Source organism: Flavobacterium panici, from assembly GCF_024499525.1.
GTDB lineage: Bacteria > Bacteroidota > Bacteroidia > Flavobacteriales > Flavobacteriaceae > Flavobacterium > Flavobacterium panici.
This window is the reverse complement of the sequence record NZ_CP100437.1, coordinates 853,417-877,837: the sequence shown is the minus strand read 5'-3', so window position 1 is coordinate 877,837 and position 24,421 is coordinate 853,417. Positions and strand designations below refer to the sequence as shown.

Genomic DNA, 24,421 nt, shown 5'->3' with positions numbered 1-24,421 from the left:
AAGCCCTTTTTTGGAGGGCTTTAATTGGTATTTTCTAGAACCAAAGGTTCCACGGAATTCTACTTAAAATAAGTATTAATCCTAATCCGTAATAAATAGCAAAGGTTTTATGTTTCGCCTCACTATTAATTAGTTTTTTATGTTTTGACCATCCAATAGTAATTAAAACTATAGCAATTAGGTTAATAAGCGGATGTTCTAATGATGTTAATCGTAATGCGGCATTAGACATTTGACCAAAAGAATCTTTTCCTAACGGAGACACAAAATAAAGGATCAATCCAATCAATAATTGTGTATGCGTTCCAATTAAGGCAAATAAAGAAATTTTGCGGTCTTTTGCTGTAAATTCTTTTTTAGAAGTCAAGCCGATAACAGCGTTAATTACTGCAAACAATAAAAGCAGTAAAGCTAGATATGCCCAGCCCGAATGAAGCTTTTGAATAAAATGATACATAAACTGTGTTTTTTTGTTAAAAACAAATATAGCAAAATTGGTCAAAAAAAAACGGCATTAAACTTAAAAGTCAATGCCGTTTATAGTATTTATTTAGATTCTAAATATTAGAAATCGTAACGTAAAGCAAAGTTCCAAGTTCTACCGAAACCGAAGTATACTTGGTTTGTAGTAGCAATACCTTTGTATGTTGGAACAGTAGGGACATCAGCTGCAAATATATTTGTTTTAGCTTCAGCAATGTAAGTGTAATCAAAAACGTTGTTAACGTTTAATCTGAAACCTACCGAGTTGTCTTTGTTTTTACCAACTAACCATTTGTAAGATAATCCAGCATCAGCTGTACCATAAGAAGGTAATTGTAATGACCCTCTGTTAGTTGCAGAAGTAAAGTTTCCTGGAGAAATTGCAGCATATAACTTATCATTGTAGAAATAGTTTGCATCAACAGTAAAACGAGGCAGGATTTCGTAAATTGCTCCTAACGCTGCAGTTGTTTGAGCAGCATCTCCAACTCTTACACCGTCAAGGTATAATGTTATAGGAGTTCCTCCACCGATAGGATTGTTTCCTGAGTCGTAACGATTACTTGTACTTGTTCCGTCATATTTCCAATCTCCAATAGAAAACATTCCAGTAAGAGTAAGTTTGTCAAGAACTTTTGCAGTAGCGTCAAACTCTATACCTGAGTGAATTTCTGTAATTCCAGCGAAATCAAAGTAACCTCCAGGGTTGTCAGCAGCTCCGTCATTTTGTCTTTGGTATCTGTCTTTCCATGAAGTACGGTAAAAGTTTAAGTTTGCAGTAAACATTTGTGTACGTAAACCATAACCAGCCTCAATACCGAAGATTTTCTCATTTGTTAAATTACCATTTACTAATGAAGCGTTGTTTGGGTAAACAGCATTAAAGAATGGTTGTTTTGAGTAGTATCCTGAGTTAACAAAAACGTTATGGTGCTCGTTGATGTTGTAGTTAACACCACCTTTTACGTTACCACCTAAGATGTTCTCGTAATCTGTACTTGCCAACGGAGTTCCAGCTTGATATTTGAAATAATCAACTCTTTTGAATCCTTGTTGAGAAAGTGCACCTTGCACGAATGCAGTAAATTTATCTGTAGAATACTCTAATTGAGTAAATCCACCATACCATCTTACATCACCATCATTGTTGAAGTTGATTTTTTCTTCTTTGTCAGTATCTTTAAATACATTCCAAGAAGCGTATGTAGAATATGTATTTGTTAAAACTCTGTTTGGATTGTTTACATCAAAGTTATCAATGTAAGAATTAGCCCCTAATAAGTTGTTTATGTTTTGGTAGTGAAGACCTTTGTATCCTCTAACGTCAACTCCTAAATCCCAAGTTAAATGATCAGAGAATTTTTTGTTGAAGTTTACGATTGCACCGTACCAGTTATGAGAGTTAACTGATGAAATTTGAGAAATACCAGTTGTAGAGTTTGTTAAACTTCCAGTAGCAGAACTGTTTTGGAATTGTCCGCTTGTACCGTTAGTTGTACGAGTGTAATTAGTACCATTAATGTTTACTGTTTGTCCTGAGTTGTAAGCAACAATTTTGTCAAAATCAACTAAACCGTCCGCAGTTCTGAATGCGTTATTAGCATAGTTAAAACCTCTAATACCACCAGCTCCTCTAGAACCTCCTCCACGTCCGAAAGAAACGTAAGCTACAGTAGATAATTTTGAAGTTTCGTTAATGTTCCAATCATAATTTAATGAAACAACTGGCTTGTGGTAGTAGTTTCTTACCATATTAAATGATTCTCCATTTTTATAACCCCAATCAGAGTTATATTTAATGTTTGGATCAGACTCTGTACCATATTTTTGGTATTGAGCTATAGTAATAAATGTAGATCTTTGATCGTGCCATTGTGGAGCACCAGTAACTGTAAATTGGAAATCGTGCTTGTTATTTTTTGTAGTATAACCAAGAGCTATATAGTAGTTATCTCCGTTAAATTTAGTTCCATCAACGTATCCATCACCTTGTGTATGGCTATATAAAACAGAAGCAGAGAATCCGCTGTCTAATTTTCCTGTATTGTAAGAAACGTTAGATTTGAAGAAATTATCGTTACCAAAAGAAGTACCAACAGTACCGCCTTGTTTCAAATCTGAAGCTTTGGTTACGTAGTTCATAGTACCCCCAACAGAAGCAATAGCTAATTTTGAAGATCCTAAACCTCTTTGTACTTGAATGAAAGAAGTAACGTCAGATAAACCCGCCCAGTTACTCCAGTATACAGCTCCGTTTTCCATATCGTTAACCGGCATACCGTTTACCATTACGGCAACGTTATTTTGGCTAAATCCACGAACTGTAATTCTTGAATCTCCAAAACCACCACCAGATTTAGTTACGTAAACAGATGGAGTGCTTTTTAACATTTCAGGAATCTCTTGATTTCCTAATTTTGCCTGAATTTCAGCTGCTTTAATTGTAGAAACTGCCACAGGTGTTTTTCTGTCTTTCGCAATATCTACAGTAGTACTTTTTACAACGATTTCACTTAATTCGTTTGAATTAGAAGCTAAAACGATTGTTCCTAAGTTTGTAGAACCATTTACTGTGAATTTCACAGTTTGGCTTTGATAACCTAAGTAAGAGATAACGATTTCTCCCGTACTTGTTGCAGATTCGATAGTGAATTTACCATCAAAATCTGTTGAAGTCGCTGCGCTAGATCCTTTGATCACAACGTTAGCGCCTGGTAATGAACCTGTACCATCTGTAATAGTACCAGTCACTTTTCCTTGAGAAAATACGGTTGAAACTATCATAAAAAATAGTCCAGTAAGTAACCAATTTTTCATTTTCTTCATTTGTTCTTGAGTTTATTGTTTTTGGCAAAATTATAACAATTAAATCAGATAATGTTATCAAAATGTTAAGAAAAATAAGTTTTACGGTTTGTGCTGCACATTAAAATGAATATTTCTGTTTTCTTTAAACAAAATAACGATTTATTGAATTTAAGCATTCGTATTTTGTTAAAATAATAATATTTCAATGGGTGTTGTAGCGCTATACTTGCAATTATTCGTAAAAAAAAGATCATATGTGGCTAATTTATACGAAAAAACGCCTTAATTTTTATAAATCAAGGCGTTTTCAGATTGTTAAGAAAAATGTTCTTTATTATTTTTATTTATTCTTCAAAAAGTGGTTTAACAAAAATGAAGTTGAGCTATCGTGACTTTTTACTATTTTAGAGTTGATCTCGTCTAAAATTGAATTTGCCAATTGTTTTCCTAATTCAACTCCCCATTGGTCAAAACTAAAAATGTTCCAGATAACGCCCTGAACAAAAATCTTGTGTTCATATAAAGCAATTAATGAACCTAAAGATTTAGGAGTTAATTTTTGAATCAAAATTGTATTGGTTGGTTTGTTTCCAGTGAAAACTTTAAATGGTCGTAAATAAGAAGCTTTGTCTGCAGATAAACCTTGTTTGTCAAATTCTGCCTGAACTTGCGCTTCCGTTTTTCCGTTTAATAAAGCTTCTGTCTGAGCAAAAAAGTTTGACATCAATTTGTTATGATGATCTTCGTTTCCGTACAGTGGTTTTACAAATCCAATAAAATCTGTTGGGATTATTTTTGTTCCCTGATGAATTAATTGGAAAAATGCGTGCTGTGAATTTGTTCCCGGCTCTCCCCAAATAATAGTTCCGGTTTGGTAATTAACAGGTTTTCCGTCGCGGCCAACACTTTTTCCGTTACTTTCCATAGTTGCCTGCTGCAAATACGGAGCTAATTTTGATAAATATTGTGTGTACGGAATCAAAGCTTCACTTTCGGCACCAAAGAAATTGTTATACCAAACGCTTAACAAAGCTAAAATTACCGGAATGTTTTGGTCAAACTCAGCCGATTTAAAATGTTCGTCAGTTTCATTTGCTCCAACTAATAATTGGTTATAATTATCAAAACCAATTGCCAAAGCTATACTTAAACCAACAGCACTCCAAAGAGAAAATCTTCCTCCAACCCAGTCCCACATTGGGAAAACGTTGTCTGGATTAATTCCGAATTCAGTTACTTTTTGGATATTAGTTGAAACCGCCACAAAATGTTTTGCCACATCTTCCTGAGAAGCCGATTTCAAAAACCATTCTCTAATAGTTTCAGAATTTGATAAAGTTTCCTGAGTTGTAAAAGTTTTAGAAACAATTAAAAATAATGTCGTTTCAGGATTCAGTTTTTTAATAATCTCGTTTACGTGATCACCATCAACATTCGAAACGAAATGTGTGTTCAGGTGATTTTTGTAAAATTGTAAAGCTTCAACTGCCATAACCGGACCAAGGTCAGAACCTCCAATTCCAATATTTACAATATCTGTAAAAGCTTTTCCTGTAAAACCTTTTCTCTCTCCCGAAATAACTTCGCTTGTAAAGTTTTTGATTTTATTTTTTACTTCATAAACTTCTGGAATTACGTTTTCTCCATCAACTTTAATTACTGCCGATTCCGGAGCGCGCAAAGCCGTGTGAAGAACAGCTCTGTTTTCAGTTTGATTGATTAATTCTCCTCCAAAATATTGAGCAATTGCATCTTTTAATCCAATTGAATTTGCTAATTCTAATAAAAGAGAAAGTGTTTGAGGAGTAATATTGTTTTTAGAATAATCAACTAAAAAATCATTCCATTGTAAGTTGAATTTTTCAGCACGAGCATTATCCTGCTGAAATAACTCCTGTATTGTAGTTCCGTGAATTGCGTTATAGTGGTTTTGCAGATTTTTCCACGCTTCAGTCCCGGTTGGGTTTGTTGTGTTTAAAGCCATTTTTATTTTATTATTGAGATTGTTTTTTTTAGAATCACAAAAATACTGAAATAACTTTTAAAAGGGTAACGCTTCATGATTATATAACAATAAGTTGCGAAAACGTTTTTTGAATCTGCATCACAATTTTTTCCAGACAACTTCTGCCGTGACAGATTTTCCTCCCTGCGTTGTATTGGTAACAACATATTTAAGTTCGTTATTTATCAAAGTAAAAGATCGCTTTTGAATCGTTCCTTCCCAATTTGGAAATGAAGCGGTTTTTATTTTAAAAGTAATAATCTTATTTGCTTCGTCAATTTCATATTCTCCAAGGTGCGAATTACTTCCTTGAACAATTGACGCATTTTCTTCGGGAGTGCATTTATTTTTATCGCCCGAAATTATTTTTGATCTTTCGTTTTTATATATCTGAATGGCATAATTTCCTTTTTCATCAAAAAATAAAGTGCCTCTTGGATTTACATCATACGGAAGGGTTTTTGTTCCGTCAGAGTTTTTGTTTTCAACCGAAACCAAAGTCCATGAACCTAAAAAATCAGATTTCGTTTTTTGTGCAATTGCCGAATTTAAAACGAATAGTAATAATAGCAAAGTTGTGTTTTTCATCTTTAAAATTTTAATAGTTTACTTTAATAATTTCTCCATTTATTGATTGTTCAATACCTTTTGCATAAGCATTTATTAAATCTTCTACAGGAATGTCTGAAATCTTTGCCGGACTAATGGCATTTATCCTAATTCCTCTTTCTAATTCCAGCGAAGCCGAAAGCACAAAACTGTTAATTCCGCCATTTACAATTGCTTTACTAATATTATTCTTCACTGGTTTATCGCCCATTTTTCCCGAAGTCAATATAAATGATCCGTTATCGTTTAAATATTTTTGTCCAATTAAAACAAGATTTACCTGACCCAATAATTTGTTTTTAATACCAATATTTAATTTTTCTTCGTCAAGCGAATGCAAATCTCCTGTATAACAATCGCCCGCAACACAAATGCACGAATCAATATTTTTGACTTCGCCGAATAATTTTTCTATTGATTTTGAATCTGGCAAGTCGATTTTATAATCATCGCCGTTTCTTCCTGCCGAAATAATTTCATGATTTTTTGCCAGAGCCGGATTCAATATTTTACCAATTTCTCCATTTGCTCCAATTAAAAGTATTCTCATTTTTGTAGATTTTAGTTTGTTATCTGAAACAAAATTAAGAAGTTAGCTTTTGCCGAAAATTGTACTTATTGGTACTAAAATTGTATTTTAGCATAATGACAAATACGAATTTATATCTTCCTTTTGAAGTTGATTTTAAAGAATTAGAACAGTTTCCGAAAACAATTCGGAAGAACAATTTTTTTGAATTAATTTATGTTGTTGACGGAACGGGAATCCAGGTTATTAATGATAATAAATTCCAATACCGAAAAGGAAATATGTTTCTTGTAACACCGCAAGATGTTCATTCGTTTGAAATTACAACGCTAACAAAATTCTTTTTTCTTCGGTTTAATGAATATTATATCAAAGCAAATTCTCAAAACGGACAATCGGAAACGGTTTTGCGAATGGAATATATTCTTCAAAATGCAAGTCATCGTCCCGGCTGTATTCTGAAAAATAAAATTGACAAACCTTTAATTGCGTCGCTGATAGAAAATATAATTCAAGAACTAGACAATCAGCAGATTTATCATCAAAAAATTATTGAGCAGATTGTAAATACTATAATTACAATTGTTGCGAGAAATATTGCCTTAAAACTTCCGAAGAATATTAAGGAAACAACCGGAGAAATGGTTTTGGAAATACTACATTATATTCAGGAAAACATATATAATCCCAAACAGTTAAAAGCAGAAAGAGTAAGTGAGCATTTTAATATTTCTCTTAATTATTTAGGGAAATATTTTAAGAAACAAACTGGCGAAACACTGCAGGAATATATTGCAAACTATAAATTAAGATTGATTGAAGCCAGACTTTTAAACAGCGATATGCGCATTAACGAAATTGCTGATGAATTAAATTTTTCCGACGAAAGTCATTTGAATAAAGTTTTTAGAAAACATAAAGGAATGAATCCGTCTGAGTTTAGAAAGAAGTTTTGTAAATGATCTTCTTTTAATCTTTATAGATTGTTATTCTAATCTCATTAAATCAAAATACATAAATCTATGTTTTTCTTCTTCATCAGAATCGAGTAGAAAAGTAAAATCATTTTTTTGATAAGTAGAAAGCTGAACAGGTTTGTTATAAGCGTCTAATATTAATAATCTACAAGCTGGTTTGTGTTCAATAAAAGTCCAGCCTTTAATGAAATCAAGAAGTTGATGAGATAGTCCGTTGCATTTGTATTTTTTATCAATTCCTAATCGTGCTATTTTTACAGCAGGATATTGTCTGATTCTTTTCTCGTTTGGTAATTTGATTTTTCTGTGTAATTTATTCCAAATAGAGTTTTCATAACCTAAATCATTTAAGCAATCATTTGAAATAGAAAAGAAAGCAGCTACCTCGTTGTTTTCTTTAAATAAATAAGTGTTTGTGATTTTTTCGCTTTGAAAATTCTTAGAATCTTCAAGTAAGAATTCATTTATTTGGTTGTCTTCACAATCAAAATTATCTAAAACGTCGTCATTGTGTAATGATGAAAAAGCAAAATCAAATAAATTCATTCATTAAGCCTTTTTTGCCATTACCTTGCTGACTAAAGAAAATATTTCAGCTTTTTTTTCTTCAGAAATCTTGTTTGTTTTACTTGTAGATATGGCAGCATTGAATCTTTCAGATTCCTTGCCTTTTACTACCGGAGTAATTTTAATTGTAGTTGCCATTTTATAAGTTTTAATAAAAAGTAATAATTATGCTACAAATATACAAAAAAATATATTAATTTCAATTCTTATATTTCTGTAGACTTTTAAGAAATATGCTATTTTACCAAATTTTCCACCAAGGCTTTTTATTAACTTCAATAGTTTTTTTCTCGATATTGATTTCGATTCTTTTTGGTGATTCAACTTTAATTTTTGAATCGTCAAAAAATAATTCTCCATTATCATTCATTCCGAGAGGAGATTTTATTCTTTCTTTCCAGTTTTCCGTTTGTAATTCCGGAATTAAAGCTAGGTGAATTTTAGATTCAAATTTCCTTCTTGCTTTTTCTATAATCTCATCTTCCAGATTTGATGATGAATTTTTTAAAAGTAAAATTGAATTGTCTGGAATGTTTAAAAGAAAAACTTGTGTTTTATTGCCGATTTTCTGAATATCCAACACTTTAAAATAAGCAATAGTGTCTAAAAGAAAATGACCAATTTTTGCTGAGTCGGGATTGAATTTTGATAAATCTTTGGCATGAGAACTTGCAATTAAATACCTGAAATTGCCGGAAAGTCCACCGCCAATAGAAGTCATATCTGTAAAACCTTTTTCCTGAATTATTTGTCCAATTTTATAATTTGAAATTAAATTTTCAGGCAGATCAGTATCTCTGTAATATAGTTTTAAGCCTGAAAAAGTATCATTGTAAATTGCTTTAAGACGTGAATTTTTCATTCGGCTTTTGATTTCAGATATTTACAAATTCCCAATACTATCTAACTCTCTTTTCAAAGGTTCGATTTGTTTAAAGAAACGGGTTTTATCATTTCCAGTTAAAGATTCTCCGGTTGGTAAATTCAATCGAAGCGCATCTACCTGAACACCATTTTTCCAGAAACGGTAACAAACGTGAGGGCCAGAAGCTAAACCTGTGCTTCCAACTAAACCAATTGTTTGTCCTTGTGTAACGCGTTGTCCGCGGCGCACTAAAATTCTGGACATATGTAAATATTGAGTAGAATAAGTTCCGTTGTGTTTTACTTTTACAAAGTTTCCGTTTCCTGCCGTATATCCGGTTGCTTCAACCACTCCAGATGCTGTTGTTGAAATTGGCGTTCCGGTTGGAGCTGCATAATCAGTTCCTTTGTGTGCTTTCCAGGTATGCTGAACCGGGTGAAACCTGTTCATAGTAAATCTGGAAGTGATTCGGCTGAATTTAATTGGAGTTTTTAAGAAAAAGTTTTTCAGTGTTTTTCCTTCATCATCATAATATTCAATTTTTCCTGAAAGAGTATCTTTTTCAAAAGGGAAAGCATAAACTATTTTTCCTTTATATTCAAAAAAGGCAGCTTCAAGATCTTCAACACCATCGTAAGTTTTTCCGTTGATGAAACGTTCTGTAAAAATTAAACCGTAACGATCGCCTTTTTTAAGTTTGAAGAAGTCAATTGACCAGGAAAACACCTTTGTAATCCTGCTTGCAAGTGCGGTTTCTACATCTTCATCTCCTAAAGTTTCAGATAATGAAGTTTTTAAAACACCGCCAATAATTTTTCTTTTTAAAGTAACCGGTTTTATTTTTTTATAGGCTTTTGCAATACTGTCACGTAAATCGATTACATAATAAGTTAAAGCATCTGGCTGATAAATAAAAACCTGAAGATTATTTGTTTTGTTTTTTGAACGAAGTAATGTAAAAGGTTTGTTGTAACGAATAGTTCTTACATCAAAAGTGTCTTTAACCTGTTCAACAATGTCGTATACTTTTTTGTCGCCAATATTTTGACTCTGCAAAATAGATCCAAAAGAATCTCCTTTGGAAATGGTATCATTAACAACATTAAAATCAGCGTAATTAAAACCAAACTCTACCTTTTTGGTTTTTGGTTTTGTAATTTTAATTTCAACTTTTTCCTCTGTTTTAGTACACGAAAATATTGAAAATAATACTATTATAATTACGAATGCTTTTTTCAAACTCTTAATTTTTTTGCAGGAAATTAAAGTAGATCTTCATTTCCCCAATTGGACAATTCTTCTTCGGTCCACAATTTAGGAAAAAAGATGCGTCTTTGGTATTTTGGATGCATATATTTTTGCCAGTCACTTCCACCAGTTGCTTCGCCGTTACCTTTTCCACTTTCTAAGATGTATTTTCTTGCAGTATTAAGATGCTGCATAACCCAGGTAATGTTCACCGTTTTGTCGTAATGACGCATTGCATGAATTAATTCTTGGTTTTGCTGGTCTTCGATAGGTAATTGTGTGAATTTCTGCCAAATATTTTTAGTCTTAAACGTAGACATTTGTCTCAAAAACTGAACTTTATATTTGTTTTCGAATTCCTGAAGTAAATATGATTTTTCACCCGTATGATAATCTTTTCCAGCGGCTTGCCAATAAAGGTGTTCAAAAGTGGTTTCTAAATCTGTATTTTCGTCAAAGTTTGCTTTGTATCTTCTGTCTGTCAAATTGATAACATCTGTCGAAGCAAATTCAATTAATCTGTATTGAGCACTTTGAAATCCGCTTGCAGGAGTAAGTGTATTTCTAAATTTCATGTATTGATCGACTTCCATTCCGTTTTCCATAATACTGAACGAATTCGTCAGCATGTCAAAATAGCGGGTAATTCTGGAAAGTCTTTCGCTGAAAAAATCAACCTGAATATTTTGTGTGTCGGCGATTTGATCGATTTCCCACAAAATCATTTTAAAAATCAATTCATTAACCTGATGATACATAATAAATACCATTTCATCAGGAAGTGTTGTGCGTTGTATTTGTAAATTTAAAAGAGCATCTGTTTGAATGTAATCCCAATATGTAATTGGTTTTGACCAAAGTAATCCTTCTAACTGAACATCAGTTTTTTGGTTTATTGCTTGAAATTTAAGGTCAATTTCTTTTAAAATTGATTCTGAATGATCATTAGGGTTCATTATTTTTTAACTTTAAATGGATTTTTCAATCCTTTATATTCATCAAGATCTGCTTTTAGAGATCCAACAGCCAAATCCGCTTTAATTCTAATCGGAACTTTGTTGTCATCATCTGTAATCCAGAGCGTTAAACTTTCTTTTTCTTTAAAAACTCTTCCTGTTTGTACAAGTGGTTTGAAAACCATCGTAGAAACCGTCCCAAATTTAGTCGTAATATCTTGACGGCCTACATATTTTAACTTAAATTTTGTGATTTCATCATCAAAAAACATATCGATCGTAATCGATTCGCCCGATTTTAATTTATCAATATTCGGATGGTTTCTTAAGTAGTAAAAAGCAGATACAATATCTTGTACATTATCAGTTATTACAATCGTTTTTTCAGTCTTTCGTTTGTAATCTTTTACCAAAACCCTGTTCTCACTCTGACTAAAAAAACCTTCCTGATTTTTAGTGTAGCCTCCTTCGTCAATTTTTCTGACAAAGCGGTAAGGATCTCCATTTTCTTTGTCAAAATAACTTTCGTATAAATCTTCAACTTTGAAGAAAAATTTTGACATTCCGGTTGTGTATCCTTTACCAACAGCATGATGAACTTTTTTATTATTTATTGTGGCATCTTTAACCTCTAGAGTTGCATAGCCGGCATTTACGATTCCGTAATGTATTCTAAATTTGAAATACTCCCCGGTATCAAAAGCATTTTCTTTTTGTGTATCGAAAGCTAAAGTAGAGAGTATTAATATAGCGAGAATGAACTTTTTCATAGTACAATTTTTACATTTCATTATAAAGGTAAATAAATGCAAATTCTATTCCAAATGTACCAAAACAAAAAAACTCAGTCAAGGATGACTGAGTTTTTATGCTATTAACTAACCAAAAAACTATAAATTATGAAATTTATATCAATTCAGAAGGAAACCACCCCTTCTTGATTTGCGAGTGCAAAGATAGATAGAAAGTTCAAAAAATAAATAGCAAAAGTCAAGTTTAACATAACATTTGCATTAAAACCAACGTTTTACAGAGAATTTTTCTGCATAATGCAAAAATAATGCGTTTTTATAGCGTTCCTCTCAATTCCTGTTCTCTCTCGATTGACTCAAAAAGGGCTTTAAAGTTACCTGCACCAAATCCTTTTGCACCCATTCTTTGAATAATTTCGAAGAAAAGGGTAGGACGGTCCTGAACCGGCTTAGTAAAAATTTGTAAAAGGTAACCATCCTCATCGGCATCAACCATGATGGCAAGCTTTTCAATTTCATTAATATCTTCTTTCATCATATCCATATGAACTCCTAATCTTTCAGGAATTGCCTGATAATAGGTATGAGGAGGAGCAGATAAAAATTCAACACCGCGTGCTCTTAATTGTGATACTGTTTTAATAATATCATCTGTAGCAATAGCGATATGCTGAATTCCCGGCCCGCCATAGAAATCTAAATATTCTTCAATTTGAGATTTTTTCTTTCCTTCAGCTGGTTCGTTGATAGGGAATTTAATTCTTCCGTTTCCGTTTGACATTACTTTACTCATCAATGCAGAATATTCTGTAGTGATTTGTTTATCGTCAAAAGATAAAAAGTTTACAAATCCCATTACGTCTTCATAAAATTTTACCCAGGTATTCATTTCATTCCAACCCACATTTCCCACCATGTGATCAATATATTTTAATCCCGTTGGTTCTGGATTGTAATCTGATTTCCATTCTTTATAACCTGGTAAGAAAACACCATTGTAGTTTTTTCTTTCTACAAAAATATGAACCGTTTCTCCGTAAGTGTAAATTCCCGAACGAATAACTTGCCCAAATTCATCTTCCTCAACAGTTGGTTCCATGAAAGAACGTGCGCCTCGTTTCATCGTTTCTTCGTAAGATTTTGTAGCATCTTCAACCCAAAGTGCTGCAACTTTTACTCCGTCGCCGTGTTTTTTTAAGTGTTCGTTAATTGGAGAATCTGCGGTTAAAGGTGTAGTCAAAACAATTCTGATTTTGTCTTGTTTCAAAACATACGATGCTCTGTCTTTTACTCCGGTTTCTAATCCGGCGTAAGCCAATGACTGATATCCGAAAGCAGTTTTATAATAATGTGCAGATTGTTTTGCATTCCCTACATAAAACTCTACATAATCTGTTCCTAATAACGGAAGGAAATCTTGTGCTCCTTCAAAGATTTTTTCTAATCCGTATTCTACTGATTTTACTTCTTTACTCATGATGTTTATTTGTTTAATCGGTTAATCGTTTAATTGAGAAAACCGAAATTTATTTTTTTAAGATTTGTTTTTTTACCGCAAAGAGCGCAAAGATTTTTTATTACTAAGATTTTATAAATTGCAAAGCACGCAAAGCTTTGTGAACTCATTTAAGTAAAACGTCATTAAAAATCTTTGCAAACTTTGCGAAAAATCCTTTGCGAACTTTGCGTTAGATTAATTACAATAATTATTCAGTCCAAGATTTATAATACTGTCCATCATCAAGACCCATAGCTTCTTCCGTAACCATAAGTGGTCTGAAAGTATCAACCATAACGGCTAATTCCTGAGTTTCTTTATGACCAATACTGCGTTCCATTGCGCCAGGTGCTGGACCATGCGGAATTCCTTTTGGATGTAAAGTGATATGACCCTGCTCAATATTATTACGACTCATAAAATCACCATCTACATAATACAGAACTTCATCAGAATCTATATTGCTGTGGTTGTACGGCGCCGGAATTGCTTTCGGATGATAATCGTAAAGTCTAGGGCAGAATGAACAAACGACAAAAGCTGCCGTTTCAAAAGTTTGGTGTACCGGAGGCGGTTGGTGAACACGTCCCGTTATAGGTTCAAAATTGTGAATCGAAAATCCGTATGGGAAATTATAACCGTCCCAACCCACAACATCAAAAGGATGCGTTGCATAAACCACTTCGTGAATCATGCCTTCTTTTTTGATTTTAATTAAAAAATCACCTTTTTCGTCGTGTGTTTCCAATTCGTTAGGCAAAATAAAATCACGCTCACAAAACGGAGAATGTTCTAAATGCTGACCTGATTGGTTTTTATATCGTTTTGGAGTATAAAATGGAGAATACGATTCTACATAAAATAGTCGGTTTTCTGTTGTTTCGAATTCGATTTGGTAAATAATCCCGCGTGGAATAATTAAATAATCACCATATTCAAACGGAATATTTCCTAACATGGTTCTTAATTTTCCTTTTCCTTTATGGATGAAAAGCATTTCATCAGCATCGGCATTTTTATAGAAATAATTTCGAAGCGATTCTTTCGGCGCAGCCAAACCAATAATACAGTCTTTATTGACTAACATGGCTTTGCGGCTGTCAAGAAAATCATTTTCCGGTTTTAATTCAAAACCTTTAAAAAGAAGTGATTTTATATTTTTTCCGATTGCAATTTTTGGTTCAACCGAATAAGAATTTAAAATTTCTTTAACCTGCGTTGGTCTGTGAACATGATAAGAAAGGGAAGAATGTCCGTGAAAACCTTCTGTTCCAAATAACTGTTCATAATAAAATCCGCCGTTTGGTTTTTCGAATTGGGTGTGTCTTTTTTGAGGGAAATCCCCAAGTTTATGGTATAGTGGCATGGCTTTTTCAATTAGATAATTTGTAAATTAGATAATTCGAAAATTTGAATTGAAGAACAGATAACCAGTTCAATTTTTTCAATTGACTAATTATCTCAATTCGATAGAGGCATTACTCTGGATTTCTCTTGATAAGAAATTGAAGATACTCTAATAAACCTGTCCAATTTGTTTTCATTATGACAAATGTCGTAATTTTTATTGATCAAAATTACATATTATATTATTTATAACATAAAATATTTCTAAAAAATCAGCTTAAAAGGCAAATCCAATACTAAACCATGTAAAGCTTTTTGAAGTTTCCGGCGACCAGGATTGTTTAACTTCGATTGGGCCAATTATAGTTTCTAATCCGTAGCCTAAAGCATAACCGGAATATTTAGGCATTGAAATCCAATCGACTGTCGTAAAAATATCATCTCCAATGTTGGCGAAATTTGCCGAAATATTGATGTGATTCTTTTTTAGGATCTCGTAATCCAAAGTAATATCTGATTTTATAAAACTATTTCCGGCAATACTTAAAAAATCATATCCGTAGAAATAATTGAAGTTGTTGATCTTGTTGTATCCAAAACCTCCAAGTATAAAATCGAAAAAAGGAACGCTGTCGCTGCCAATGTTAAATCCGGCATCGGCTCCAATTTTAATGGTCGCTTTTCTAAATACAGTTTTCACAAAAGAAACTTCTGCTTTTGCAATCGAGAATGGTTTAAATTTATTGGTATAATCAGACGAAGCCAGATAAGTCTGCAAATCTGTAGAAAAATACAATCCCGAATTTGGAAAATGTTTATCATCAAACGAATCGTATTTTAAATAAGCAAATGCGCTGATATAACTGCTTTTGTCTATTATGTTTTCTTCATTACTAAGTGTAGGCGAGTTTATTTTTAGGTATTTATATTCTAAACCGCCGCCCATTAAAAACTTTTGTACAAAAATGGTTTGAAAATAAGCCTGATTAGTCAAATCTAAAAAGTCAACATTAATCAGTTTTAAATTTGGATTTTCTGAAACCAGTCCGCTCAAACTCGTGGTTACATTTCGGTTAAACTGATTCAATCTGGAACGGAAACCAAAGCTGATATTAAAACCATTTTCGACATAATAGTTGAAATCATATCTAAAATTATCTCCCAAAATAATGTCCATCGAAGTAACATCATTTTTTAAAAATGTCTTTTTATGAGTAAGATTCAATAAAACAGCACTCTTGTAAAGTCCGTCATAATGAAGTCCAAGTTTTAAAAAAGTCTGTGTTGGATTTTCTTTCAATACCAAATCTAAATCATCCTGATTACCGTCTGGCTGTAAACAATACGAAATCGTACTAAAGTTTTGAGTGGCATTCAAATTATTTATTCCCCTTTTCAGATCATCATATGTAATTGTGCTTCCCGGTTTAAAACGAAGTTTTCCGCGAATGTATTCTTTCGTATAATTATCTAATTGTTCCGTATTTATTTTTTGAATTTCAAGAGTATCTGAAGCGATTTTCAATTTCGGTTTTTTATAAAAATTGTCTTCGTTTACGAGTGATTTAATTTTTTCGTAAACGGCAAAAGCAGCTTCTTCACCTTTCCTGATAATTTCTTCTCCTCTGTCAAATGAAATTACACCAAAGTCACGAATGTCCGGTTTTATGTAAACATCGGTATCCTTTATTTTGCTTTTCATTTTATCTATAGATTGCAAATTAGTAATCTGAACCAAGATTCTGGTAGCGTTTTTTAGGTTTTTACGCTTCATTAAATCGTCCTGAACATCAACACCAATAATAATATCGGCACCAAGATTACGAACTTCTTTAATAGGATAATTGTTTACAACACCGCCGTCGACCAATAAATTGCCGTCGATTTCAACCGGAGTAAATAGGGAAGGAAAAGCAGCACTCGCCATCATGGCCTGAACCAGGTTTCCTTTATTTAAAAGTACTTCTTCGCCCGTTTCAATATTGGTTCCGATACATAAAAACGGAGTTGGTAATTTATTGAAATCACGAAAATGACGAACGTTTCTCGTTAAACTGCTCAACAAATTATAATTGTACATTCCTTTTGAAAGTGCTTCGGGAATACCTACTCTGAAATTACTAAACGGTAAAACGATCGCATATAATTCGTCATTTTTTTTACCGTAAAAGTTTTTTGAGGAACGCGGAATATAATCGTTTATTAATTCGTCGAAATTGGTTCTTTTGAAAATAGAATCAATTTGTGAAGCGTTATAACCAGAAGCATACAATCCGCCAATTACAGAACCCATACTGGTTCCTCCAATATAATCGATTTTAATTCCGGCTTCTTCCAAAACTTTTAAAACACCAATATGCGCAAAACCTTTGGCACCGCCGCCGCTTAAAACCAAACCAATTTTAGGTCTTTTTTTTACACTGTCTTGTTTTATTTCCTGCGAAAATAAATTTTCGGGCAGCAATAAAAACACAAAAAACAACAATGCCGCACCCCAAATGGTTCCGATACTTTTCGGAACGGGAGAAAATCCTGTTGACTGAGTTTTTAAAATTAACAGCTTGTTGAGGCGCATAAAAAATAAGTAATTGGTTTTGTAAAAGTCGGTAATTTTTTCGGCTTTACACTAGATTTATCTTAATATGATTGTGTTTTTGAAAGTATTAATTTTTTGTTTTTATCGTATTTCCAAACATCGGTATGATTTCTTGCACCGCCCCTGCAGCTTGATGTAAGTGTCTTTTTGATTTTATCAATTTTCACATCACAAAACATATCGCATTTAGGGCTAAAGTTTGACGGAAAATTTAAACTGTCAAATTGTTTTGTCTTCGGATTAAAAATAAAAATTTGATAAATGGTATAAACTCCCATTCCATCATCGGTATGAAAAGAAGCAAAATCTGTAAACCCGTCAAAATTATAATCGTTAACTTCTAACCTGGATTGTTTCCCTGTTATCGAAGCTTCAACATTGTTTATGACTTGAATTTGCCCCGTTTTAGAATTTTTTATTTTCAATGTTTCAAAATCATCTTCAAAACTTACTTTAAATTCACTTTTGCCTTTTTGTATAACCGAAATTTCATTTTGACTATAGGAAATAGAAAAAACGAACAAGAAACAAATAGGTAAAAAGAGCTTTTTCAAAATGAGTTAATTTTCTTTTGGATGATAAAATTCGACAATTTTTTTGGCTTTTGATACACCGACAACTGCTGATATGTCTTTTTCAGAAGCTAATTTCAATCTCTTAACACTCTTGAAATGTTGTATTAACGTGAGCATTGTTTTTTCTCCAATTCCCGGAATACTTTCTACAGAAGAATTAAGTGCTGCTTTGCTTCGTTTATCACGGTGAAATGTAATCCCAAATCGATGTGCTTCATTTCGTAATTGCTGAATTACTTTTAAAGTTTCTGATTTTTTATCGAGATATAACGGAATCGAATCGCCGGGATAAAAAAGTTCTTCGAGACGTTTCGCAATTCCTATAATCGCAATTTTTCCTCGCAAACCTAATTCATCAATACTTTTTAAAGCGGCAGACAATTGTCCTTTTCCACCGTCTATAATTATTAATTGCGGTAAAGGTTCATTTTCATCTAATAATCTTTTGTAACGACGATACACAATTTCAGTCATCGAAGCAAAATCGTCAGGACCTTCAACCGTTTTTACATTAAAATGGCGGTAATCTTTTTTACTGGCTTTTCCATCTTTAAAAACGACGCAGGCCGCAACAGGATTTGTTCCCTGAATATTCGAGTTATCAAAACATTCTATATGTCGAGGCTCAACAGGAAGACGTAAATCTTTCTGCATCTGTGCCATAATTCTATTAACGTGACGATCAGGATCAACAATCTGCAATTGTTTCAATTGTTCAATTCGGTAGAATTTGGCATTTCGAATTGATAAATCCAAAATCTGTTTTTTATCTCCAAGCTGCGGAACGGTTACTTTTATTTTTTCGCCCAAATCAATTTCAAACGGAACAATAATTTCTTTTGATAATAATTGAAAACGCTCTCTAAGTTCTATAATCGCCAGTTCTAATAATTCTTCGTCGCTTTCGTCCAGTTTTTTCTTGATTTCTAAAGTATGCGAACGAATAATCGAACCGTGAGAAATTTGTAAAAAGTTGACATAAGCCGCACTTTCATCAGAAACAATCGAGAAAACATCAATATTGGTAATCTTTGGGTTTACAATTGTTGATCTTGATTGGTAATTTTCGAGGATTTCTATTTTTTCTTTGATTTTCTGAGCTTCTTCAAAACGTAAATCCTGTGCATATTGTGCCATTAAACGTTTGAAATCTTTCATACTTTCCTTGAAATTTCCTTTTAAAATCTCTCGGATTGCGTCGACTTGTCTTTGATAATCTTCCAGAGATTCTATGCCTTCGCACGGACCTTTGCAATTGCCAATATGATATTCCAGACAAACTTTGAATTTGCCTGATTCAATATTGGATTTGCTTAAATCGTAATTGCAGGTTCTTAACGGATACAGTTCTTTAATTAAATCGAGAATCGTATAAACCATTTTGAAATTAGTGTACGGGCCAAAATATTCAGATCCGTCTTTGACCATTCTTCTCGTTAAAAATATTCTCGAAAAAGGTTCTTTTTTTATACAAATCCAGGGATAACTTTTATCATCGCGCAGCAAAACATTATATCTTGGCTGTAATGTTTTGATTAAATTGTTTTCTAATAAAAGCGCGTCGGTTTCTGTGGGAACCACAATATGTTTTATGGTTACGATTTTTCGAACCAAAACATTTGTTTTAGCCGTATCGTGAATTTTATTGAAATAGGAAGAAACCCTTTTTTTTAAATTTTTGGCTTTGCCTACATATAAAATTTTCCCGTCTTTATCGTAATATTGATACACACCGGGATTATCCGGCAAAGTGAGAATTTGTAGATCTAAGGACGGTTTTGACATTCTGTTTTATTTCTGAAGATAGTTGAAAAGCGTTTTCAAAAACCATTCTGGTTCCTGAAAAAAGCTTAACAGTGATTTAGTTTCAAATTTACGAAATCAAAAGAATAATTTCTATATTTAGATTTTATAATTCTACATGAAAAATAGTAAGCCCCTTGTTATTTTTGGCGAATCGATTTTGCCGGGAGAACATAAAACCATAAACGTCGAAATAGCGCGATTACATACTACAACAAAACTCAATATTCCTGTAATTGTCCGTCGTTCCAAGCTTGAAGGCCCGGTTGTTTTATTTTCGGCAGGAATTCACGGCGACGAAATTAATGGAGTAGAAGTCGTTCGGCAGATCATCAGCAAAAAAATAAACCGCCCGCAAAGAGGAACAATAATTTGCATTCCCATTATCAATATGTATGGTTTTGTGAATAAATCCCGCGAGTTTCCTGACGGAAGAGATTTAAACAGGGTTTTTCCGGGAAGTAAAAAAGGTTCTCTGGCCAGCCGATTTGCGTATCATATAGTAGAACAGATTTTGCCCATTATAGATTATGCAGTCGATTTTCATGCCGGCGGTGCAAGCCGTTTTAATGTTCCGCAGATTCGAATTACCGAAAATAATATGGAATTGAAATTACTGGCTGATATTTTTAATGCTCCTTTTACTTTATATTCCAAAAATATTGGAGGTTCTTTTAGAAATACCTGTGAAAAAGCAAATATAAAAATGCTGCTTTTTGAAGGAGGAAAATCGCTTGATATAAATGATGCTGTTGCCAATGAAGGAATAAAAGGAGTAATGCGTTTACTGAATTATTTAGGTATGCTCGATCCGAAACACATTGTTGAACCAGCTTTAGAATCTTCTATTTATATAAAATATTCAGTCTGGCTTCGTGCAAAATGTTCCGGTTTGCTTCATGATTATAATATGGTTGGTAAATTTGTAACCAAAGGAACTATCCTGGCTATTATTACAGATCCGTTTGGAAAGTTTGAGCAAAAAGTAAAAGCTCCGCACGACGGATATGTTATTAATGCCAATCACTCGCCAATTGTTTATGAAGGCGATGCAATTTATCACGTTTCTAAAAATTCTCCTGTAAATGACGACGAGTAAAAAAGAATTAAGACTTGAATATAAAAATCTTCGAAAACAACTTTCTGAAACTGATATCGAAGAGAAAAGTCTGGCTATTGCCAATAATTTAATTCAGCTGCCTATTTGGGATAAAACGTATTATCATGTTTTTTTACCAATTACGGAGCAAAAAGAAGTTGATACCGAGTTTATTCTGCACTTACTTTCCGGAAAAGACAAAGAAATAGTGATCTCAAAAAGCGATTTTGAAACCAGGGAAATGATTCATTTTTTATTGACAGATAATACCAAAATCAAAAAAAATGAATATAATATTCCTGAACCTGTAAACGGACTTCCCGTTCCTGTAGAAAATATTGAGGTTGTTTTTGTACCGCTTTTAGCTTTTGATGTTTTTGGAAATAGAATTGGTTACGGAAAAGGATTCTACGATAAATTTTTAGCCAATTGTAAACCCGAAACCATAAAAATTGGTCTTTCTTTCTTTGAATCCGTAAATCAAATCGATGACGTTTTTGAATCTGATATAAAATTAGATTATTGCGTTACGCCTGAGAAAGTTTACAATTTCCAATAAACTTTTCAACATATATTTTCACAATCAAAATTGTAGAGCGCACAGCAGTGCGTCTACGCAAAGTTTGTCTACACAGAATTTTTATAAGTTTGCGCAACGTTTGCCGATATACTGGACGTAGACTCACTGCTGTGCGTCTCTACGATATACGGTGTCGATACATTTGTTATAAATAAAAATATCAATTAATTACAAACAAACTTAAATTTCCTTATATCACTTATATGGTGAAATATCTTCATGTTTAATTTTTAGGAATCTTGGCATCAAATTTGGATTGCCGGAAATTGCAGATAATTTTCTTAGTACATCCGGAATGCTAGTTATTATTTGAAAGAAAAAAATCAAATTATTAATTCCTAAAATTTATTTTAAATGAAAAATAAACCATTTTATTTGTTAGCATTCCTTTTACTTACTGTATTAAGTTGTAAAAAATACGACGCCGCAGCTGAAGAGACAATGAACATGGACACGACTGTTGTTGCAACAACTGATGAACTTCCCGAAGAGAATATTTCAGATCCTAATACTGAAAGTTACGCCGGACTCGAAGAAAATCCTTTTGAGTCTCCACAAAAATCTCCTCTTTCTACTTTTTCCATAGATGTCGATAATGCATCTTATACCAATATCCGCCGATTTATAAACGAAGGTCAGCCTGTTCCTAAAGATGCCGTTCGTATCGAAGAAATGATGAATTTCTTTAAATATAAATACCCACAGCCAGAAGGACAAAATCCGTTTTCTATCAATACCGAAGTAAGTGAAAGTCCGTGGAATAAAAATTCTTTATTGTTGAAAATAGGTTTACAGGGAAAAAATATTCCAATGACAAATCTGCCTGCTTCAAACCTTGTTTTTTTAATTGATGTTTCGGGTTCTATGGATGAGCCTAATAAACTGCCATTATTAAAAGAATCGATGAAAATTTTGGTAAAAGAACTGCGCCCGCAGGATAAAGTTTCGATTGTGGTTTATGCAGGTTCTGCCGGAGTTGTTTTATCACCGACTTCTGGTGATGAAAAAGATGAAATTATGGATGCTTTTGATAAATTAAGCGCGGGTGGAAGCACAGCCGGCGGCGAAGGAATTGAATTAGCCTACAAATTAGCTCAGGAAAATTTCATTAAAGAAGGAAACAACAGAGTTGTAATTGCAACCGACGGCGATTTTAATGTTGGCGCATCGACTGATGATGATATGGAAAAACTGATTGAAGAGAAAAGAAAATCGGGTGTTTTTCTAACCGTTTTGGGTTTCGGAATGGGGAATTATAAAGACAGTAAAATGGAAATTCTAGCCGATAAAGGAAACGGAAATTATGCTTATATCGATAATATTCAGGAAGCAAACCGTTTTTTAGGAAAAGAATTTAAAGGTTCAATGTTTGCGATTGCAAAAGATGTGAAAATCCAGATTGAGTTTAATCCAAAACATGTTCAGGCATATCGATTAATTGGCTACGAGAACCGAAGATTAAAAGACGAAGATTTTAAAAATGATGCTGTCGATGCAGGAGAATTAGGAAGCGGACACACGGTAACGGCGCTTTATGAAATTATTCCAACTGGTGTTGAAAGCGATTATGTTCCATCTGATTTAAAATACACAAAAGTAAAAACGGATGAATCTAATTACAGCGATGAACTGGCTACAATTAAATTCCGTTACAAAAAGCCAGATGGTGATAAAAGTATTGAAATCGTAAATATAATTCCAAACAGAAAAGTTTCTTTAGACAATAGTTCTTCTGATTTTAAATTTACAACCGCTGTTGCCTGGTTTGGTTTGAAATTGCGAGATTCTAAATTTATTAGTAATTCGTCAACTTCAGACATTAGAAAATTAGCAAAATCTGGTTTAGCAAATGATGATGAAGGTTACAGAGCAGAATTTGTACGATTAGTTGATGCGGTAAATTAATTTTAAATTCCAAAAAAGAAAATCCCAAATTCCAAGATAACAATTGGAATTTGGGATTTTTTTATTTGAATTTTTTGCACAATTTATTCCGTAGAGACTAACAGCAGTGCGTCTTCGCAAAGTTTGTCGACAAAGATTTTTTATATTAATTGTTTTAAGAAAAATTCGAAAAATAAACGGTGTGTTTATACAACTGTTGTCGATATGTTGGACGTATACGCACTGCTGTGCGTCTCTACAATATGCTGGGGTGGATATAGATTGTAGAGAAAAGGTTTGTAAATAAATTTTTGCCCAAGAATATTTTGACAATCAAAATCGTAGAGACGCACAGCAGTGCGTCTACGCAAAGTTTATCGACATAGATAAATCAAATTCCAAAAAAGTAAAAATCCCAAATTCCAACATAACATTGGAATTTGGGATTTTTTATTTGAAATTTTTGAAACCTTATTTTACTTCCTTAATTGTTGTGGCATCAATCCAGCCTTCAGTTCCGTCTGTTAATTCGATTTTTTTCCATTTTCCAACCGTTTCCATAACATAAACTTTTGCACCTTCATGAAGCAGAATAATAGCAGAACCTGCTTTTTGCGGCTCGCTTCGAACTTCGCTTAATTCAGAAAAAACAATTGCCGGACGGTCGTTGTCAAAATGGTCTTTTTCAGACATTCCAGCAAAAACACTTAAAATCAAAGCAACTAAAAGAATAAACATTCCAATAAAATAAATTCTTTTTGTAATGGTAAGCTGTGAAAAATAGTAACCAATAAAACTCAGCAAAAATATAAAACCAAAGGCAACAGAAATCTTTGCCCATTGATTATAATCGAAAATGCCCGTAAAATTCTGGATCAGTTTTGCAAAACCAACTTTCGGAACTTCTTTGATTTCATCAATTGTTAGCTTTTTGGCAAATTTTAAGTTGTTTAAAGTCTCAGGATCGTTTGGTTTTAGTACCAAAGCTTTTTCGTAATTGTAAATAGAAGGCGCAACTTTATTCAGTTTATAATAACTGTTTGCCAAATTAAAATACAACTCTGCCGACTGCTGTTTGTTTTCTTTAATAATATCCTCATAAACCTGAACAGCTTCCTGATATTCTCCCTTTTGGTACAAAGCATTTCCTTTTTCAAAGCTGCTTTGAGCAAAGAAAACCTGTGAGATTAGTAAAAAGAGATATAATATATTTTTCATTATTAATTTTTTAAACCCGACA

The 24,421-nt window shown here is 32.9% G+C and carries 21 protein-coding genes; 4 read left to right on the top strand and 17 right to left on the bottom strand.

Features of this window, described 5'->3' with window-relative positions; genetic code table 11:
- Positions 1-34 precede the first annotated feature (34 nt).
- The 5 genes from NLJ00_RS04085 to NLJ00_RS04065 all read right to left on the bottom strand — a co-directional run bounded on the left by NLJ00_RS04085 (position 35) and on the right by NLJ00_RS04065 (position 6,455).
- The gene (locus NLJ00_RS04085) at positions 35-457 is read right to left on the bottom strand and encodes a hypothetical protein (protein WP_053473393.1); all 423 of its coding nucleotides are present in this window, start codon (positions 455-457) and stop codon (positions 35-37) included.
- Between the two features lie 107 nt (positions 458-564).
- A complete protein-coding gene (locus NLJ00_RS04080) occupies positions 565-3,309 on the bottom strand; it encodes a TonB-dependent receptor (protein ID WP_180855941.1) in 2,745 nt (914 codons plus the stop codon).
- Positions 3,310-3,631: 322 nt separating this feature from the next.
- The gene (pgi, locus tag NLJ00_RS04075) at positions 3,632-5,275 is read right to left on the bottom strand and encodes a glucose-6-phosphate isomerase (protein WP_256636326.1); all 1,644 of its coding nucleotides are present in this window, start codon (positions 5,273-5,275) and stop codon (positions 3,632-3,634) included.
- 120 nt (positions 5,276-5,395) lie between these two features.
- Positions 5,396-5,884 carry a lipocalin-like domain-containing protein gene (locus tag NLJ00_RS04070; protein WP_256636325.1) on the bottom strand — a complete coding sequence of 163 codons (489 nt, stop codon included), beginning with the start codon at positions 5,882-5,884 and terminating at the stop codon, positions 5,396-5,398.
- A 10-nt stretch (positions 5,885-5,894) separates the two neighbouring features.
- Entirely contained in the window at positions 5,895-6,455 is a 561-nt protein-coding gene (locus NLJ00_RS04065) for a short chain dehydrogenase (RefSeq protein ID WP_256636324.1), read from the bottom strand.
- A 95-nt stretch (positions 6,456-6,550) separates the two neighbouring features.
- Between NLJ00_RS04065 and NLJ00_RS04060 the strand changes: the two genes are divergently transcribed.
- A complete protein-coding gene (locus tag NLJ00_RS04060) occupies positions 6,551-7,396 on the top strand; it encodes an AraC family transcriptional regulator (protein WP_256636323.1) in 846 nt (281 codons plus the stop codon).
- Between the two features lie 24 nt (positions 7,397-7,420).
- On the opposite strand, the gene NLJ00_RS04055 is transcribed toward NLJ00_RS04060, so the two are convergent.
- The 11 genes from NLJ00_RS04055 to uvrC all read right to left on the bottom strand — a co-directional run bounded on the left by NLJ00_RS04055 (position 7,421) and on the right by uvrC (position 19,600).
- Positions 7,421-7,957, bottom strand: coding sequence for a hypothetical protein (locus NLJ00_RS04055; protein ID WP_256636322.1), 537 nt, complete (start codon positions 7,955-7,957; stop codon positions 7,421-7,423).
- 3 nt (positions 7,958-7,960) lie between these two features.
- Positions 7,961-8,116 (bottom strand): hypothetical protein, encoded by a 156-nt coding sequence (locus NLJ00_RS04050; protein WP_165590704.1) that lies wholly within the window; start codon positions 8,114-8,116, stop codon positions 7,961-7,963.
- A 103-nt stretch (positions 8,117-8,219) separates the two neighbouring features.
- The gene (locus NLJ00_RS04045; RefSeq protein ID WP_256636321.1) at positions 8,220-8,840 is read right to left on the bottom strand and encodes a hypothetical protein; all 621 of its coding nucleotides are present in this window, start codon (positions 8,838-8,840) and stop codon (positions 8,220-8,222) included.
- 21 nt (positions 8,841-8,861) lie between these two features.
- Positions 8,862-10,082, bottom strand: a complete 1,221-nt coding sequence (locus NLJ00_RS04040; RefSeq protein ID WP_053473385.1) for a M23 family metallopeptidase — start codon at positions 10,080-10,082, stop codon at positions 8,862-8,864.
- 23 nt (positions 10,083-10,105) lie between these two features.
- The gene (locus tag NLJ00_RS04035) at positions 10,106-11,047 is read right to left on the bottom strand and encodes a tryptophan 2,3-dioxygenase family protein (RefSeq protein ID WP_256636320.1); all 942 of its coding nucleotides are present in this window, start codon (positions 11,045-11,047) and stop codon (positions 10,106-10,108) included.
- Positions 11,047-11,817 carry a DUF3108 domain-containing protein gene (locus tag NLJ00_RS04030; protein ID WP_256636319.1) on the bottom strand — a complete coding sequence of 257 codons (771 nt, stop codon included), beginning with the start codon at positions 11,815-11,817 and terminating at the stop codon, positions 11,047-11,049. The genes NLJ00_RS04035 and NLJ00_RS04030 overlap by 1 nt, the downstream gene beginning before the upstream one ends.
- 298 nt (positions 11,818-12,115) lie before the next feature.
- Positions 12,116-13,276, bottom strand: coding sequence for a 4-hydroxyphenylpyruvate dioxygenase (gene hppD / locus NLJ00_RS04025; protein WP_142451496.1), 1,161 nt, complete (start codon positions 13,274-13,276; stop codon positions 12,116-12,118).
- Positions 13,277-13,505: 229 nt separating this feature from the next.
- Entirely contained in the window at positions 13,506-14,663 is a 1,158-nt protein-coding gene (locus NLJ00_RS04020) for a homogentisate 1,2-dioxygenase (RefSeq protein ID WP_053473381.1), read from the bottom strand.
- Between the two features lie 258 nt (positions 14,664-14,921).
- Complete coding sequence (locus tag NLJ00_RS04015; RefSeq protein ID WP_256636318.1) at positions 14,922-17,219, bottom strand: patatin-like phospholipase family protein; 2,298 nt, start codon at positions 17,217-17,219, stop codon at positions 14,922-14,924.
- 62 nt (positions 17,220-17,281) lie between these two features.
- Entirely contained in the window at positions 17,282-17,794 is a 513-nt protein-coding gene (locus NLJ00_RS04010) for an XAC2610-related protein (RefSeq protein WP_256636317.1), read from the bottom strand.
- Positions 17,795-17,800: 6 nt separating this feature from the next.
- Entirely contained in the window at positions 17,801-19,600 is a 1,800-nt protein-coding gene (gene uvrC / locus NLJ00_RS04005; protein WP_180855926.1) for an excinuclease ABC subunit UvrC, read from the bottom strand.
- Between the two features lie 136 nt (positions 19,601-19,736).
- On the opposite strand from uvrC, the gene NLJ00_RS04000 reads away from it, so the two are divergent.
- From NLJ00_RS04000 to NLJ00_RS03990, 3 genes are all read left to right on the top strand, one after another.
- Positions 19,737-20,717: a succinylglutamate desuccinylase/aspartoacylase family protein gene (locus NLJ00_RS04000; RefSeq protein ID WP_256636316.1), complete on the top strand. Its 981-nt coding sequence runs from the start codon at positions 19,737-19,739 to the stop codon at positions 20,715-20,717.
- Positions 20,704-21,276 (top strand): 5-formyltetrahydrofolate cyclo-ligase, encoded by a 573-nt coding sequence (locus tag NLJ00_RS03995; RefSeq protein ID WP_256636315.1) that lies wholly within the window; start codon positions 20,704-20,706, stop codon positions 21,274-21,276. The genes NLJ00_RS04000 and NLJ00_RS03995 overlap by 14 nt, the downstream gene beginning before the upstream one ends.
- A 375-nt stretch (positions 21,277-21,651) precedes the next feature.
- Positions 21,652-23,202: a vWA domain-containing protein gene (locus NLJ00_RS03990; protein WP_256636314.1), complete on the top strand. Its 1,551-nt coding sequence runs from the start codon at positions 21,652-21,654 to the stop codon at positions 23,200-23,202.
- 450 nt (positions 23,203-23,652) lie between these two features.
- Here NLJ00_RS03990 and NLJ00_RS03985 read toward each other — a convergent pair whose 3' ends face one another.
- Entirely contained in the window at positions 23,653-24,399 is a 747-nt protein-coding gene (locus tag NLJ00_RS03985) for a tetratricopeptide repeat protein (protein ID WP_256636313.1), read from the bottom strand.
- Between the last annotated feature and the right edge of the window lie 22 nt (positions 24,400-24,421).

What these genes read in the sequence shown, in the direction of transcription:
- NLJ00_RS04085 (WP_053473393.1), bottom strand. Translation starts at nt 457, where the DNA reads ATGTATCATTTTATTCAAAAGCTTCATTCGGGCTGGGCATATCTAGCT.
- NLJ00_RS04080 (WP_180855941.1), bottom strand. Translation starts at nt 3,309, where the DNA reads ATGAAGAAAATGAAAAATTGGTTACTTACTGGACTATTTTTTATGATA.
- pgi (WP_256636326.1), bottom strand. Translation starts at nt 5,275, where the DNA reads ATGGCTTTAAACACAACAAACCCAACCGGGACTGAAGCGTGGAAAAAT.
- NLJ00_RS04070 (WP_256636325.1), bottom strand. Translation starts at nt 5,884, where the DNA reads ATGAAAAACACAACTTTGCTATTATTACTATTCGTTTTAAATTCGGCA.
- NLJ00_RS04065 (WP_256636324.1), bottom strand. Translation starts at nt 6,455, where the DNA reads ATGAGAATACTTTTAATTGGAGCAAATGGAGAAATTGGTAAAATATTG.
- NLJ00_RS04060 (WP_256636323.1), top strand. Translation starts at nt 6,551, where the DNA reads ATGACAAATACGAATTTATATCTTCCTTTTGAAGTTGATTTTAAAGAA.
- NLJ00_RS04055 (WP_256636322.1), bottom strand. Translation starts at nt 7,957, where the DNA reads ATGAATTTATTTGATTTTGCTTTTTCATCATTACACAATGACGACGTT.
- NLJ00_RS04050 (WP_165590704.1), bottom strand. Translation starts at nt 8,116, where the DNA reads ATGGCAACTACAATTAAAATTACTCCGGTAGTAAAAGGCAAGGAATCT.
- NLJ00_RS04045 (WP_256636321.1), bottom strand. Translation starts at nt 8,840, where the DNA reads ATGAAAAATTCACGTCTTAAAGCAATTTACAATGATACTTTTTCAGGC.
- NLJ00_RS04035 (WP_256636320.1), bottom strand. Translation starts at nt 11,047, where the DNA reads ATGAACCCTAATGATCATTCAGAATCAATTTTAAAAGAAATTGACCTT.
- NLJ00_RS04030 (WP_256636319.1), bottom strand. Translation starts at nt 11,817, where the DNA reads ATGAAAAAGTTCATTCTCGCTATATTAATACTCTCTACTTTAGCTTTC.
- hppD (WP_142451496.1), bottom strand. Translation starts at nt 13,276, where the DNA reads ATGAGTAAAGAAGTAAAATCAGTAGAATACGGATTAGAAAAAATCTTT.
- NLJ00_RS04020 (WP_053473381.1), bottom strand. Translation starts at nt 14,663, where the DNA reads ATGCCACTATACCATAAACTTGGGGATTTCCCTCAAAAAAGACACACC.
- NLJ00_RS04015 (WP_256636318.1), bottom strand. Translation starts at nt 17,219, where the DNA reads ATGCGCCTCAACAAGCTGTTAATTTTAAAAACTCAGTCAACAGGATTT.
- uvrC (WP_180855926.1), bottom strand. Translation starts at nt 19,600, where the DNA reads ATGTCAAAACCGTCCTTAGATCTACAAATTCTCACTTTGCCGGATAAT.
- NLJ00_RS04000 (WP_256636316.1), top strand. Translation starts at nt 19,737, where the DNA reads ATGAAAAATAGTAAGCCCCTTGTTATTTTTGGCGAATCGATTTTGCCG.
- NLJ00_RS03995 (WP_256636315.1), top strand. Translation starts at nt 20,704, where the DNA reads ATGACGACGAGTAAAAAAGAATTAAGACTTGAATATAAAAATCTTCGA.
- NLJ00_RS03990 (WP_256636314.1), top strand. Translation starts at nt 21,652, where the DNA reads ATGAAAAATAAACCATTTTATTTGTTAGCATTCCTTTTACTTACTGTA.
- NLJ00_RS03985 (WP_256636313.1), bottom strand. Translation starts at nt 24,399, where the DNA reads ATGAAAAATATATTATATCTCTTTTTACTAATCTCACAGGTTTTCTTT.